The sequence below is a fragment of the Termitidicoccus mucosus genome, from assembly GCF_038725785.1.
Taxonomy (GTDB): Bacteria; Verrucomicrobiota; Verrucomicrobiia; order Opitutales; family Opitutaceae; genus Termitidicoccus; species Termitidicoccus mucosus.
Window position 1 is genome coordinate 3,748,429 of sequence record NZ_CP109796.1, and the last position, 14,280, is coordinate 3,762,708.

The window sequence follows — 14,280 nt, forward strand, 5'->3', positions numbered from 1 at the left end:
ATTTGTTCAAAACCTGACCTCGATGGAACCGGCGAAGGTGCGCGGCATGCCGTAGAAATTATAAGAGGAAAAATATTCCTTGTCGGTCAGGTTGTTGATCTCGCCGCGAAGCGTGACCGGCATTTTCCCGACTTTAAAGGAATAGGTGAGGCTGAGGTCGAGCTTGGTATAGGAGGGCGCCTCAATGCCGGGCTGGTCCCACCAGCCGAACTGGGTGCGGCGGCCGGACATGTATACGACGCCCAGCCCGCCCGCCAGTCCCTTGAGCGCGCCATTGGAAATGCGATAATGGTTCCAGAGCGTGACCTGGTGCTTGGGCACGTTGGCGACGCGGCCGAGGCGCTGGACGAGATTCTGGTAGGCCTTGACGACTTCCGCATCGATATAGGAATAACCAAATGTGAGCTGCCAGGGCTTCGCCGGTTGCGCCTGGAGCGTGAACTCCACGCCCTTGCTCTCTATTTCACCGGAGGCGATGTAGTAGCCCGAGTGATCGGGGTCGGTGCTGGCGGTGTTCCTCTGCTTGAGCGAATAGGCCGTGACCGTGCCGGAAAGCTTGTCCTTGATGATATTGTATTTGAAACCGAAGTCCCAGCCCTCGCCCTCGATGGGGTCGATCAGCTTGCCGTCGTAGGTATAATAAAGCGGCTGCGGATTGAAGGACTGGCTGAAACTGACGAAGGCCGACAGCCCGGGAACGATTTTATAGGAAGCTCCGTAAGACTGGACGATATTGTCGTCGGTGGACTGCTGGCGCGAATTAACGGCCGGGTCGATGTTCTTTAAAATATTATCGATATAGGTGTAACGAATGGATTGAAGGAGAGTAAGGCGCCGCTTGAAGAATTGCAGGATGTTGTTCATCGAAACACTCTCATAACGGGCGAGGGTGCGGCGAAGGGTAAAGATGTCAAAATCGGACGGCGCGCCGAAGTCATAATTGCTGGGGCCGTTTTTATCGAGATAAACCCGCGGAAGGACTCCGGTGAAGGTTCTCCGGTAGATGTCGTTCTTCGTATCAAAGTAATAATAGTCGGCGCCGAACATGAGCTTGTGGTCTATCCCCCAGTATTGAAACTGCCCCACCGCGTAAACCTGCGGATTGACGGCATAGCTGACCGCATCCGGCATGTAATCAATCTGGGTGCGGGAAACGGCCCGGACTCCGCTGGGATCGGCCGCGCCCGTGGCGGGATTCACCAAGACAATCTGGGACCCCATGCTGGGGAGCAGGCGCGCCACATCCTGATAGGTGTACATGAGGCCGACACGGAACGTCCATGCGCGGTTGAGCTGATACGTAAAGTCGGTCAGCGCCGAGACCTGGTCCGTGTTGGCGTAGGCATTGGGACCGTAGCTGTTGAACGAGTGGGAGACATCGTGAACGTAGGTCCGGGTGCTGGCGCCGGTAAGCGTATAGTAACCGATGTCCGCGCTGGGAATGACCTTGCTGCGGATGAACTGGACATCGGACTGGAGCGTGATCTTCGAACTCGGTTTCCAAAGCGCGGTGCCCGCGACGACATGGCGCTTGCGGTTCGCGAAATCCTGATGCGAATCGAAATCCTCGTAAACCGCCGCGAGGCGGTAGGAGAGGGATTTGCTCCGCGTGAGCGGACCGCCATTGACGAGTTGCGCGCGGAAGCGGTCATAGCTTTCGTAGCGGCTGGAAAGGGATGACGACTGCTTCGCGGGCGGTTTGCGGGTGATATAGTTGCGGGTGCCGCCGGGCTCGATGGGGCCGGAAAAGGTGGAGGACGGACCTTTTATGATTTCGATGCGGTCAAGCAACACCGGGTCCACGATGAAGGACGAAGGGAAGCCGTTGCGATAAGAGGTGCTGGTCTGGATGCCGCGGATAATGAAACGCCCGCCGTAGGCATCGTCCGCGCCGGGAGTGTCGTCCGCGTAGGTGATGCCGGCGGAGTATTGCAACGCCTGCTGCATGTCGATCGCGCCGATGTCCTTGATGAATTCGGAAGTGACCACATCGACCGTCTTCGGGAGTTCAAGCAGGTTGGTGTTCAGGCGCGTGCCGGACACGGCGTTGGTGGCGCCGTAGCTGTCGTCTTTCTGGTCCCTCACCTCAAATGGCGTGAGGACAACGATGTCTCCTTCGTCTTCCGGAATGGCCGGCGAGGTGCCGGTTTGTTGCGCGCCCAGGATGCAGGGTGCGAGCAGGAGGACCGGAAATAAACGCGTCAGTTTGGGTGTGCTCATGTTGGGATTCACGGTTTGTGTTTTGAAACGGGGTTGAGGGGAGGCCGTTGTCCGTGTTGATCGGGATTGTTTGCAGTCGTGCGGGTTGTCCAAGTGGAAGCGCCCTGGGATGGCGATGTGAGTTCCGCCAATGGAACGCCTAGCGCCCCCATATCTCCACCTCGTCGAGCGTGCCGCCGGCGGCGGGCCATTCGACGACGAGCTTCACGTGGCGGGCGCGCACGTCGTCGAGGCCGGCGATGAGCTCCATTTCGTTCGCGGTCCACGCGATGGTCTTTTGCAGCGCGAACGAGCCGCCATCCTCGCTCGTGAGCACGCGCACTTCGCGCGGCTGGACAGGCTCGGGGCCGGCGACGATGTTCAGGCGGCGGAGGGCATGCGCGTCCCGCAGGTCAAACACCACCTCGACTTGCCGCGACGGGTAGCGCGCGTAGAATGTCTTCACGTAGTCGCCCCGGTTGAAACTGTTGCGCTCGCCGCCGATGCTGCCGAAACCGCCCGTCAGCGCCTCGCCGGGTTTGGTGCGGCCGGCCTTGCTGATGGGATCGGCGGCGGCCCACGACGGATCGGTGTAGCGGTAGGTCGCGCCGGTTTTCTTTTTATACGGATAATCGTCGGGGTAGCGCGCATTGTCGGTCAGCAGCAGCGGGATGTCCGCGGGGACAGGCGCGCCCTCGACCCAGGTCGCGGCGATCGCGCGGTCTTCGCCGGCGGTATTCCAGCGCGCGACGAGGGGATAAATCCAATCGGGCGCCATGCGCCTGCCGTCGGGTTCCGCCGTGATGGTGAAGCTCGCCTCGGCGGACGCTCCGGGGGCGAGCGCGGGCGTGGCGGCATTGCTCCCGGAAATCGTCCAGCCCGCGGGCGCAAGCAGGCGCAGTCCGCCCTCGGGGAGCGTGGCGCCGGTGGTGTTGAAGAGCGTGGCGCTCACGGCAAACGTCGCGCCGGGCGCGACCTTCGCGGTCTGGCCGTCCGCCGATACCGCGCCGGTCTCGATGCGCGAGAGGCCGATGAGCGGGTCGTGCTTTCGGAAAAAATACAACACACCGGCGCTCGCCACCTCCGGCAGCGACACACGGTGCAACGCGCCGGAGACACGCCTCACTTTCACCGGATGCAGCCCGGCGTCCTCTGCCGCCGCCCAGAGCGCGCTTTCCCATGCGCCATCGGGAAGCGGCAACTCGATCTCACCCGCGGGGATTTTTTCCTGCGGGTCAAGTTGCGCGCGATCGGCCACGACGACGGCAATGTTTCCCGCCGCGTCAACATACGGCTGCTCGATGCGAATGATGCGCGTGGCATCGCCGCCGCCGGAAACAACCGCCGTGGCCGGCTTCACGCCGGCGCGCGCGAGCAGGCCGCCGAGCCACGCGCCGATGTCGAACTCGCCGGGGAACGCCGCGTAGTGCTCGCTGCCGGCGGTGGGGGCGGCCACGGACTGCGTGGATGCGAGCGCGTCGGCCTTCCGGTCGTGGACAAGGGAGCCGAGTTCGAAAGGCAGCAGCAGGATGCGGCCGTCGTGGAAGGTTTTCAGGAGCGCGAGCGGCGCGCCTTTCTCGTCCTTCGCCAGCACCTCGGCGTCACTCACGGTAATGCTGACGGGGGTCTTTGCGGCGACCCGGCGGCCATCGAGTTCAAAGCCGATTTCGCCCGGCGCAGGCAAACGCGTCACCTCGACGCCCATCGGCTTGGCGAAGGCGTTGAGCTTGCGGTGGTGCTGGTCAAAGTAGCCGGGCATCGTGTCGGCGACGAGCACGCGGCCCGAGGCGGTGAAGCGCGCGATGGCCTCGCATTCGCGGGGCGCGAGATGCTCCGCGCCTACGAGCACGAGCGCGTCGTAGGCCGCGAGATAATCGTCCCGGAGCTTCTCGTAGGGCAGCACGTCCACCCAGTAACCCTGTTCGCGCAGCCAGCGGAAAACCATCCAGCGGTGATTGCGCGGATAGGAGAAACGGCCCTCGTTTTTGTTCCGGTCCGACCGCTCCGAAAGCAGGATGTCGCGCTTCGGCACGAGCATGGCGATGCGCGGCAGGCCGGGCGCGGGGACGGCGTCGGTCCAGAACTTTTCGCTGCGGTGCACCGCGCCCGCCCAGCGCGCGGCGTAGAAGAGCTTGTCCTTCGGCCGCCCCGTCACGGGGTCAATGAACGCGAAGGTGTTGAAGTCGTCCTTTTTCGGCGCGCCGATGTATCCAGGCGTGAAATACATCATGCCCTTCACGCCGTTGGCCAGCAGCCGCCACTCGGTGGCGGCAAACTGGTGACCGGGGCCGCCGTGGTTGTTGTTTTCGCAAAGCATCACGCCGAAGCCGGGCGCGCGGTCGGCGGGGCGGATGCAGTTATAAATGTAGTTCGCCTCATAGGCCTGCCGGTCGCCAGCGCCATACATGTCGATGCCATAGAGCCCGCCGCCGTAGGGACGCACGGCCTCGGCGAAACTTCCGTGGTCCATCATGCGCATGCGGGCGCAGTCGGGCACTTCAAGGGTGATCTGCGTGCTCTTGTGCACCACGCCGCGCTTGCGCGGATCGGCCTCGCGCATCGCCGCCATTTGCTCGGCCATCACGTGGGTGAAAAACCCGGCCTGAAACTCGCACCAGTCGAGAAACAGTCCCGGATTCTTCGCGTATTCGTCCACATCGGGCGTGTGCGCGGCGAGCCTGGCGTCGAATTTCTTGAATGTCGTGCCGCCCCACGCCTCGTTGAGCGCGGCAATGTCGCCGCCGTAGGCGCGCTTCAGCCACTCGACAAAGAGTTTTTTGGCTCCGGGCGAATGATTCGGGCGCGCCTCCCACTCGTTGTCGAGCCCCCAGCGCACGACGCTGTTGTCGATCGGCGAGCCGGCGCGGGACTTCACATGCTCGGTGACATATTGCTTGAGAAACAGGCGGGTGTTCGGGTCGAAAACATCGCAAAGGTCGATGATCTTCGGGAGATCGCGCGTCCTCTCGCTCGGGTGCGCGTAGGGTTTGCCATCCGGGCCGATGGCCAGGCGCAGCGGCCCGATGCCCTTCACCGGCCCGGTCTGCGTCGCGCCGTTTCTCAACGCCGCGCTGAACAGTCCCGCCAGGCTGTCGGCCGGCAGCGCCATGCTGTAATGCTGAAGGCCCAACCGCGACTGGAGATACGCGGACGGTCCTGGATACGGCAGCCCTTTCACAACCGAGTCAAACATCGCGGTGTCCTGCGCCTGGTTGTAACCGAGCTGCACCACCTGCTCCGGACGACCGCGCACGAAGCCCATCGGATACGCGCCTTCGCGCGGGCTGCCATCGGCGTTGCGCAGCAGCGAATACGCGGACGAGTTTTCGAGCGGGTCGGACGCGGCGGTCGCCGCCGGGAGGGCAAACGCGGCGAGCACGATCACGAAAAATCTCAGGCTGGGCATGCAGGCAAACGGTAGCGGGTGTTTTGAGGTCGTCATGGATTTTATTGGGAAAGTTTTCAGGCTGTCGGAACGGAGGCGGCGGGCAGCAGCCGGTCGAGGCCGGAGACCACGAGATCCGCATCGCGCAAAATCGCCGCGTCTCCGATGCCCACCACGCGCATGCCCGCGCGCCGGGCCGCCTCCACGCCGGCGGCGGCGTCCTCGAACACCACGCAGTCGGCCGGCGCCAGCGCCAGCTCCCGCGCAGCCAGAAGGAAGACCTCGGGATCGGGCTTGGCGTTGGTCACCCTGGTGCCGTCGATCACCGCATCGAACAACCCGGCGATGCCCAGCCGTTGCAGGATCATCCCGGCGTTTTTGCTCGCCGATCCGAGCGCGACGCGGCGTCCGGCCGCGCGTTGCGCCAGAAGATAGTCGCGCGCGCCGGGCAGAAGCTCGCTTCCGTCCATGCGCGCGAGGGACTCGACATACCAGCGGTTCTTTTTCTCCGCGAGCGCGGCCTTCTTTTCCACGCCGAGGGAAAGCCCCCCGGCCTCCAGCAATAGCTCCAGCGAGCGGGCGCGGCTCACGCCCTTGAGCCGTTCGTTGTCCGCAAGGCTGAACTCGAAGCCGAGTTCGGATGCGAGCCGCCGCCACGCAAGGTAATGATAGCGGGCCGTGTCGACGATCACGCCGTCGAGGTCAAAAATGGCGCCGCGCGACTGAAGCATCGGGTCGTTGATCATGGCTGGAAGATTCACGCGGTTGCCGTGGCCGAGGTGATGGTCTCGCCCGGCGCGCAATCGCGGCGCGCGCCGCCGTGCAGCTCAAACGCCGCCGGCGCGGTGTTCGCCGCATCGGCCGTCACGGTGATCGCGGCGCGCGTGACGCGCACCGCGAACCATTGGCCGCGCGTGCAGAAACGGAACGCCAGGGCGCGCCATGCGGACGGCAGTATCGGATTTACGGATACGAAATCGCGCGCCATGCGCAGCCCGCCGAAGCCGAGCACGGCGGTCATCCACGCGCCGCCGTTCGCCGCCGGGTGCGTGCCGCCGATGTAGAGCGGGCCGACGTATTGTTTTGAGTTGCCCGTCAGGTCGATGGTCGCGGTCTTGAGAAAGTAGCGATACGCCCAGTCCGTCTTGCCGATGTCGGCCGCCACGAGCGCGTAAACGCACGGGCTGAGACTGGAACCGTGCTCGGTGCGCGGCTCGTAATACTCCCAGTTGGCGCGCTTGACCTCGTCGGAAAACTCGTCGCGAAACAGGTGCGTCATCAACACCACGTCGGCCTGCTTGATGACCTTGGTGTTCGCCGCCACGCCGTGGGTCGCGCCCCAGTATTCGTTCGGCTTGATGACGCGGGCGCGCACCTCGGCCAGGCTCGCGTCCTCCAGCCGGCGGTAGCCGTCGAATTGCTCGATGATTCCGGTGCCGGGCGCGGGCTGCGGACGGTAAAGCGCCGCCGCCATCTCCTCCAGCCGGCGCGCGTCGTCCCCGTAGTCGAGGCGCGCGACCAGCTCCGCACGGGCCGCCTGCGCGTGCTCCGCCAGCAACGCCAGCGTGTCGAGGGCGATGCGCAGCGTGGCCGCGACCATGGCATTGGTGAAGGCGTTGTTGTCCACGCGCTCGTGGTATTCGTCGGGACCGACGACATCGCGCAGCTCAAACCGGCGCGTGTCGGGATTGATGCAGGCGCGGGAAAGGAAAAAACGCGCGCACTCCAGCACGACCTCCGCGCCCGTGCCGGCGAGGAAGCCGAGGTCGCCCGTCTGCTCGAAATGCCGCCACACCGCCACCGCCACATCGGCGCTGATGTGCACCTGCCTGTCGCGGAAATATGTGCGCAGCGGACGGCCGGTGAACACGTCGGTGACGTTGAAATACGTGCAGGCGTCGTCGCCCGTCTCCTGGCTTTCCCACGCGTAGAACGCGCCGCGAAACCCGAGGTCGGCCGCCTTGCGCCGCGCACCGTCGAGCGTATGCCGCCGGTAGGCGAGCAGCCGCCGCGCCGTCTCGGGCTGCGTGTGGTTGAAGAACGGCAGCATGAAGATTTCCGTGTCCCAAAACACGCCGCCCTTGTAAACCTGTCCCGACAGCCCGCGCGCCGGAATCGACACGCGATCCGAGTGCCCCGGCGCGATGATGAGGAGCTGGTAGATGCTGTGCCGAAGCGCCAGTTGCGCCCCGTCGTCACCCTCGATTTGCACGTCCGAGCGCGCCCAGCGCTCCGCCCAGACCGCGCGGTGCGCGGCAAGCAGCGCATCGTAACCGGCGGCCCGCGCCGCGCGGCAGGCCGCCGCCGCGGCATCCGCGGCGGACGGCGCGGGGCGACCTTCCCCATCCACGCCGTCGTCCGCGAAAATCGCTATGTATTGAACAAATGAATACTCAATGCCGGCCCGCGCGACGAGCGTCATGCGACGAAGAATCCTGGGCGCGCCGATTGCCCCGCTGTCGCCGGAGACAGCGGATTGAGTGGCACGGGCGACTCGCCCGTGTTCTTCGGCATTCGCGGCGCGGAGCGCCGCCGCATGGGCGAGTCGCCCATGCCACCCTATCATTTCGTCGCCGCGCAAATCGTCCTTGGCAAACGCCGGCTCCACCGCGGCCGCGACGGCCACCGCCCGTCCCTGTTCCTGCGTGCGGGCGGCGAGCCGCATCACGCCGCCGCGTTCAGACTCGGCGAAATCCCGCAAATGGGGGCCGTTCAAATCCCACACGTCGCCGTCGATGCCCGCCTCGATGACGAGCCGGCAGCCGCCCGATGTGCTCACCGCGAAACGCAACGCGCCGATATGCGTGTCGGCCGCGCTCAGGAAACGTTCCGCCCGCAGCGTCACTTCGCAGCCGTCATCCAGGCGGAACACCGTTTCACGCGAGTGCAGCGCCGCGCGCAAGTCGAGCCGCTGGCGGTGCGCGGACGGCGCGCGCGACTCCGGCGACAGCAGTTCGCCGTCGAGCCACACGCGCACGAAGAAGGGATTCGGGGCGTTGACCGGCTCGCGCCATTTCCCCGGGACCTGGTCGTAGAGCCCCGCCAGCGTGCAGGCGGCGAGCTGCCGCCTGGAAAATTCCTCCAGCGTGCCGCGCACACCGGCGCGCCCGTTTCCGATCATGAACTTGCAGCCGTTCTTCTCGATGGCCGCCGGGTCAAACGCGGTGTCCTCCACCATCCAGCCGCGGCTGGCGGACGGCGGTGCGGGGTGCTGACGGAAGCTTTCTTTTATCGCGGTCATGATGATGCTCCCACGGGATTCATGAACCGCCAAACTCCGCAACCAGGCGGCAAGCGCGCTCAAGCTCATGCGGACGGATTTCCAGCCATACATGCGCCAGCGACGGGTTCTTCAGCCGACGCAGGACCGCCTCGCACGAATCCAGCGAGCCTAGCAGTTGCATTTTCAGCCCGGCGGACTCGACAGCCTCGAACACTTCCGGCCATTCCGATTGCGGCGGCTGGCCCGTGCCGGGCACCCACTGAATGCCGCGTAAGTTGGGGATGGTCAGCAAATGCGGCAGGTGCGGCAACTCACCCTTGCCGTCCAGATGATAGAAAGGATGCGCGAGCCGCACGCAATTTTCCTCAAGGCGCGGACGGACGAACTCGCAAAACATCGCCGGTGAAATCATGTAGGAAAAATCCGACTGCAACATGTCACAAGTCCCGGACGAGAGCAGGCCGGCCCAGCAACTTGAAACCAGCGCCCGGGCGCGGATCATCGTGTCGAAATGATCATACGCGACCGCGCGCGCGGCCTGCTCCTCTCCGGTCAGCCGTTTGACTTCGGCGGGGTCGTCGAGCAGGTCGAGCATCAGCGCCTCGGAGTTGCGCAGGGTCGCCAGGATGTCGAGCACGCCGCCCAAGTCGGTCATGCCGGGAATCAGCGGCTGCTTGTCCAAGCGCGATAGTTGCTCGTGGTAAAGTTCCGTCAACCAGAGCGCCCAGTCGCTCCGCGGGTCGAAGACAATGCGCATTCCGGACAGCGGCAGGCCGGCGAATTGCCCCGGCTCGAACCAAACCGTGTCCTTCCCCGCATGGCCCGTGCCGCCGACCAGGGCCGCCAGCACGCCGGGGCCGAAGTTCATCCATTGCAGCGGAAATCCGTCCCCGATGTAGCGGCGGGAGGAGAGCTTGAAATACTCCGCGTCAATGATGTCCGCCGGGGCAGCATCGCGCGGATACTCGGGGATGAACGACCGCGGCTCCAGTCTTGATACCGGCAGCGTGGGCTCGGCGCCGGTGCAAACGATGTTAAAAACCGGACGGCCAAGCTCGCCGCGCCACCACTGGTCATTGACGGCGATGACGGAGGAGAGATCGACCTCCTGGAGGGTCTTGGCTTTCATGGGCGGGAGAGCGCGGGCAGGGCGCGGAGTTGTTTATCCATCGCCGCGCGTATTGAACCGGATGATACGGTTGAGAGCGGAATCTTCGCCTGCGCGGCGAGCGCCGCCCCCGTGCCGGCGGCCTCGCCGAGGCCCATGCAGGTCGGCATCACGCGGAAACTCCCCGCCGCCTCGTGCGTGGCGCTGATGCAGCGGCCGGCGGCGGCGATGTTTTCCAGATTGGCAGGAAGCAGGCAGCCCCACGGAATGCCGTAAACATGGCCGGACGGCATCGACTCGAACTGCGTCGCCGCGCTGTCCGGGCTGTGCACGTCGATCGGATAGGCGCAGCGCGTAATCGTGTCGTTCGGCATGCGGCTCGCGCGTACGTCGTCCTCGGTGAGCACGGCGCGCCCGACGATGCGGCGGCTCTCGCGCACGCCGATTTGCGGGCCGGTCTGCGCCAGATGCGCATCGGCGAAGCCGGGGATGTGGTTGCGGAAAAAGCGCGCCAACTCGCCGGCCTGACGGCGGCCCTCGATCTCGGCGCGCGTGACATCGAGCGGGTCGCACGCGCTGAGCCCGTTGATGCGCGTGCCATTGATGGTGACGCGGGTCGGGTCGCCGGGCGCGGCCCAGAGCATGGCGATGTTTTCTCGCGGGATGGTCCATTCGCCGGCGGCGCGGGCGCGGGAGGCTTCCGCGCCGAAACAGTCGCACTTGACCGCGTAGCGCCCGGCCTCGATGGGCAGGCCGGCATCCGCCCACGCGCGCGGGTCGAATCCCGCCAGTTGCACCACCATCGACATCGGCTGGGCGCGTCCGTCGCTGTTGCGGCCGTGCGTGGTCTGCGCGCCCGCGGAGGCGCACACATCGGCGTCGCCGGTGGCATCGATCACATAATCGGCACGCACGCGGATGCGCGCGTTTTTCGCCACGAACTCGACCCGCCATGCACCGTCGTCCGCGCGTGCCACGCGATCCAGCAGACAATGATAAAGCAGCGTCACGCCCGCGCGGAGGAGCGTTTCCTCCATGAGTGTTTTGGTGAACTCCGGGTCGATGTAGTCCGCGTGCGCGTAGCCGACGTGATAGGAAAGCCCCGCCGCGCGCAGCCGTCCGATGAGTCCGCGATAAGCCGCCTCGCTCAAGTCCTCGCCGCCGCCGCGATAGTTCAGATAGCAGCTCAGGTTTGCAGCCGCGCCCATGCCGCCAAGGTAGCCGTGATGTTCGACGAGGAGGACCTTGCACCCCGCCCTGCTCGCGGCGAGCGCCGCGCCATAACCGGCGGGGCCGCCGCCGACGACCAGACACGGGGTGGTAAAATCGCAGGGTTTCGCTTGCATGACGACATGCTCAACCACGCCGCGGGAAAACAACCAGCCGGGACGCCGCGCGATGCGCGGCTGGATTCCACCCGCGGAACGGGTGTAACTCAAAGTTGTGTCACTCCCTCTTTCTTCTTTCCTCTTTATCTTTCGTCAGGCACGAGCAGGGAGAAAGAGGAAAGATTCCGGCGGTGACATCACTTTGAGTTGCAACCCCGCGGAACAGGGCGGGGCGAATAAAGATTGCCTCGCCGCACCCGCCTCGGATTCAGTTGCCCGCAAAATGAGCCCGCCCCGGCAAGAACGAACCGAGACCCCGCTGACCCAAGGCATCGCCGTCGTGCGCCTGCTGCTCCAGCGCGGCTATGCGCTCGGCGTCACGCAGATCGCCGCCGATCTCGGCATGCCGAAATCTTCGCTGCACCGCCTGCTGAAGACCCTCTGCCAGATCGGTTTTCTCCAGCAAAATCCGCGCAATCACCGCTACGGCGTGGACGCGGGGATCTTTGCCTTCGTGCACGAGATCGCCGCCCATTTCGCGCGCAACATGAGCCTCGACACCGCACTGCGCAAAGCGGCCGCGACGCTCGACGCCAGCGTGTATATCGACATGCTCGGCGGGCGCAATGCCTACGTGGTGTGCGCCGCCGGCGACGAGGGCAACACCCTGCGCCTCGGCATGAACAGCCCCATACACGCCTCGTCGCCGGGCAAGATCCTCGTCGCGCAAATGCCCGAATCCTCGTGGCCCGCCTACGCACCGCGCGAGGACGACGAGGCGGTCACGCCCTGCACCAACCTTTCGCCCGAACGCTTCTATGCGCAGCTCCGCCAGGCGCGCGAGGCCGGCTTCGCCTGGAACATCCGCGAAACCAGCGTCGATCACGTGTCGGTTGCCGCCGTGGTGCGCGAGCCGCTCGTCAACCCGCCGCGCCTCGCCGTCGCGATCCTGCTCCGCCACGATGCCTATCTGCATCGCGACCAGCACGAACTCGAGCAATCCGTCCTCGCCCTCGCCGACCGCCTCGGCCGCGTGCTGGCCGTGAAACGGTGAGCGCAAATCGCCGGACTGCGCGACGCGTCAGCCTTACTGCTTCAGCAAAAACCGCAGCGCCGCGAAATATCCCTCCAAGCCCAGGCCGGTCACCATGCCGACGCACGCCGGCGCGGTGAGCGACTTGTGGCGGAATTCCTCGCGCTTGTAGATATTCGAAATGTGCACCTCCACCGTCGGCAGGTGCGCGCCCAGCAGCGCGTCCCGCAAGCCCACGCTCGTGTGCGTGAGCGCGCCGAAATTCACGACGAGGCCGTCCGCCTTTGCGTCCGCCAGCGCCGCGATCCGGTCAATCAACGCCCCCTCGTGGTTCGATTGGAAAAACTCCAGCCGCGCCGCGCCGTCGAACTCCGCGCGCAGCCGCTCCTCCAGTTGCGCCAGCGTGGTCGCGCCGTAAATCTCCGGCTCGCGTTTGCCGAGCCGGTCGAGATTGGGGCCGTTGAGGATGCCGATGGTTTTCATGGAATATAGTTTAAGTTGAGGGTGAGGGTGATGTTTAAGGGCGGTTTGAAAAATTTGATTTAATCGCGGAAGCGCGGAAAGGCTGAATTTAATGGCGGGCAATCATGGCAAAACAGGTTCCGCGTTTTCGTTTTTTCCGCGCTTCCGCGATTAAAATGCAAACCTGTTTTTCAGAGCGGATTCTCCGTGGCGATGAACTCCCATGGCAGTCCGAATTTTTCCGCCAGTTCCGCCGCGAGCGCGCGCACGCCGTGGGTCTCGGTCGCGTAGTGGCCGCACAAATACACGTTCAACCCCGATTCCTGCGCCACGTTGAACCACTCCTCGCGCAGTTCGCCCGTCACCAGCGTCGTCACGCCCACCGCCAGCATCCCGGGGATGGCGCTGTTGCCGCTCCCGCTGCAAAACGCCACCTTGCCCGGCCGCTCCGGCCCGCATTCCACCGGCACCACGCGCGCGTAGAGCGATTCCAGCCGCGACCGCAGCGCCGCCCGCGTGTCCGCCCACGCCGCCACCCAGCCCACCGGCTCGCCGTCGCGCACGAGAAACGGCTCGTCCGGCGCGAGCCCGAGTTGGCGGGCGAGCAGGGCGTTGTTGCCGATCTCCGGGTGCGCGTCGAGCGGCAGATGGCACGAATACAGCGCGCAATTTCCAAGCACCAGCGTGCTCACCCGCCCGTAAACCGGCCCGGTGATCGGACGCGGCATGTCCCAGAACATCCCGTGGTGCGCGACCAGAAAATCCACGCCCGCCGCGACCGCCTTGCGAAACGGTGCCACGCCCGAGTCCACGATCGCGCCGACCTTGGTCACGCGCCCGTCGTTCGCGACCTGCAACCCGTTGAACGCCCCCGGCGCGTCCTTGAACGCCGCGCGCCGCGTGCGTGTGTCGCAATAGTCAACCAATTCCTGAAGCGAAGCCATGCCCTACCCTCGCCCCGCGCCGCTCTTCGGTCAACCGCGAAGCCGTCGGGGCATGCGGCACATCGCGAGGCGAAAACCGCGAGAGCCTCGCATTTCTCATAAAAGCCGGACTCAAAGGCCAAATCTGTGAGAACATCCTATTGACAAACATGAAGATAGATTAAATGCCTTGTGCATGAAAACCTCCTGCCCGGCCAAGGCCGGTTTAGCCTGATAACACAGTCCGGCAAGAATATCACCATGCACCGCTATATTGCCCGATTCATTGGTTGTATTATACTCGGTATTGTATTTTCGATTCCCACATTTTTGGCATCCTGGGGGTCCGGCCTCGCTCCCGTCGGAAAGAAGCAGATCACAGTGCGAACCGATGGCACGACATCGGACGTTATTGCTGCCATCGAATCGTTAGAAAGAAAAGACCTGACGATTCGGGCCACGGACAAGCCTGTAACTTTGCATCCTATCAGCATGCCCATTGTGGCGGCACTGACGATGACAGGCATGCTGTGGATCGCGTGCGGTGTTGTGAAGCGGGTCGAGGAATCGCTGTCCTCGCCAAAGAAGAACGCGTTGAACCAGTAGGCAGGGGCAGTTT

The 14,280-nt window shown here is 64.8% G+C and carries 10 protein-coding genes; 2 read left to right on the forward strand and 8 right to left on the reverse strand.

The features are described 5' to 3' along the window. Nucleotides 1-6 precede the first annotated feature (6 nt). The 6 genes from OH491_RS13025 to OH491_RS13050 form a co-directional block, all read right to left on the reverse strand. The gene (locus OH491_RS13025) at nt 7-2,220 is read right to left on the reverse strand and encodes a TonB-dependent siderophore receptor (RefSeq protein WP_068770878.1); all 2,214 of its coding nucleotides are present in this window, start codon (nt 2,218-2,220) and stop codon (nt 7-9) included. A 139-nt stretch (nt 2,221-2,359) separates the two neighbouring features. Next, a complete protein-coding gene (locus tag OH491_RS13030; protein WP_068770877.1) occupies nt 2,360-5,641 on the reverse strand; it encodes a beta-galactosidase in 3,282 nt (1,093 codons plus the stop codon). Between the two features lie 20 nt (nt 5,642-5,661). Beyond that, nucleotides 5,662-6,330, reverse strand: a complete 669-nt coding sequence (gene pgmB, locus OH491_RS13035) for a beta-phosphoglucomutase (protein WP_334319397.1) — start codon at nt 6,328-6,330, stop codon at nt 5,662-5,664. 11 nt (nt 6,331-6,341) lie between these two features. Further along, on the reverse strand, nt 6,342-8,825 hold the full coding sequence (locus OH491_RS13040) for a glycosyl hydrolase family 65 protein (RefSeq protein WP_068770876.1): 2,484 nt from the start codon (nt 8,823-8,825) through the stop codon (nt 6,342-6,344). A gap of 19 nt (nt 8,826-8,844) precedes the next feature. Further along, nucleotides 8,845-9,936 (reverse strand): hypothetical protein, encoded by a 1,092-nt coding sequence (locus tag OH491_RS13045; RefSeq protein ID WP_068770875.1) that lies wholly within the window; start codon nt 9,934-9,936, stop codon nt 8,845-8,847. Continuing rightward, the gene (locus tag OH491_RS13050; protein WP_334319396.1) at nt 9,933-11,354 is read right to left on the reverse strand and encodes an FAD-dependent oxidoreductase; all 1,422 of its coding nucleotides are present in this window, start codon (nt 11,352-11,354) and stop codon (nt 9,933-9,935) included. The genes OH491_RS13045 and OH491_RS13050 overlap by 4 nt, the downstream gene beginning before the upstream one ends. A gap of 172 nt (nt 11,355-11,526) precedes the next feature. On the opposite strand from OH491_RS13050, the gene OH491_RS13055 reads away from it, so the two are divergent. Beyond that, nucleotides 11,527-12,297, forward strand: coding sequence for an IclR family transcriptional regulator (locus OH491_RS13055; RefSeq protein WP_068770874.1), 771 nt, complete (start codon nt 11,527-11,529; stop codon nt 12,295-12,297). 33 nt (nt 12,298-12,330) lie between these two features. Here the strand turns inward: OH491_RS13055 and aroQ are convergent, their stop codons facing one another. Together aroQ and OH491_RS13065 are read right to left on the reverse strand one after the other, a co-directional pair. Then, complete coding sequence (gene aroQ / locus OH491_RS13060) at nt 12,331-12,759, reverse strand: type II 3-dehydroquinate dehydratase (RefSeq protein WP_068770873.1); 429 nt, start codon at nt 12,757-12,759, stop codon at nt 12,331-12,333. A gap of 170 nt (nt 12,760-12,929) precedes the next feature. Continuing rightward, a complete protein-coding gene (locus OH491_RS13065) occupies nt 12,930-13,682 on the reverse strand; it encodes a Nif3-like dinuclear metal center hexameric protein (RefSeq protein WP_068770872.1) in 753 nt (250 codons plus the stop codon). 240 nt (nt 13,683-13,922) lie between these two features. On the opposite strand from OH491_RS13065, the gene OH491_RS13070 reads away from it, so the two are divergent. After that, nucleotides 13,923-14,267: a hypothetical protein gene (locus OH491_RS13070; protein WP_145928850.1), complete on the forward strand. Its 345-nt coding sequence runs from the start codon at nt 13,923-13,925 to the stop codon at nt 14,265-14,267. Nucleotides 14,268-14,280 lie beyond the last annotated feature (13 nt).

Excerpts from the sequence above, each read along its gene's own strand:
- OH491_RS13065 (WP_068770872.1), bottom strand. The coding sequence starts at position 13,682 with ATGGCTTCGCTTCAGGAATTGGTTGACTATTGCGACACACGCACGCGG.
- pgmB (WP_334319397.1), bottom strand. The coding sequence starts at position 6,330 with ATGATCAACGACCCGATGCTTCAGTCGCGCGGCGCCATTTTTGACCTC.
- OH491_RS13025 (WP_068770878.1), bottom strand. The coding sequence starts at position 2,220 with ATGAGCACACCCAAACTGACGCGTTTATTTCCGGTCCTCCTGCTCGCA.
- OH491_RS13070 (WP_145928850.1), top strand. The coding sequence starts at position 13,923 with ATGCACCGCTATATTGCCCGATTCATTGGTTGTATTATACTCGGTATT.
- OH491_RS13045 (WP_068770875.1), bottom strand. The coding sequence starts at position 9,936 with ATGAAAGCCAAGACCCTCCAGGAGGTCGATCTCTCCTCCGTCATCGCC.
- OH491_RS13040 (WP_068770876.1), bottom strand. The coding sequence starts at position 8,825 with ATGACCGCGATAAAAGAAAGCTTCCGTCAGCACCCCGCACCGCCGTCC.
- OH491_RS13055 (WP_068770874.1), top strand. The coding sequence starts at position 11,527 with ATGAGCCCGCCCCGGCAAGAACGAACCGAGACCCCGCTGACCCAAGGC.
- aroQ (WP_068770873.1), bottom strand. The coding sequence starts at position 12,759 with ATGAAAACCATCGGCATCCTCAACGGCCCCAATCTCGACCGGCTCGGC.
- OH491_RS13030 (WP_068770877.1), bottom strand. The coding sequence starts at position 5,641 with ATGACGACCTCAAAACACCCGCTACCGTTTGCCTGCATGCCCAGCCTG.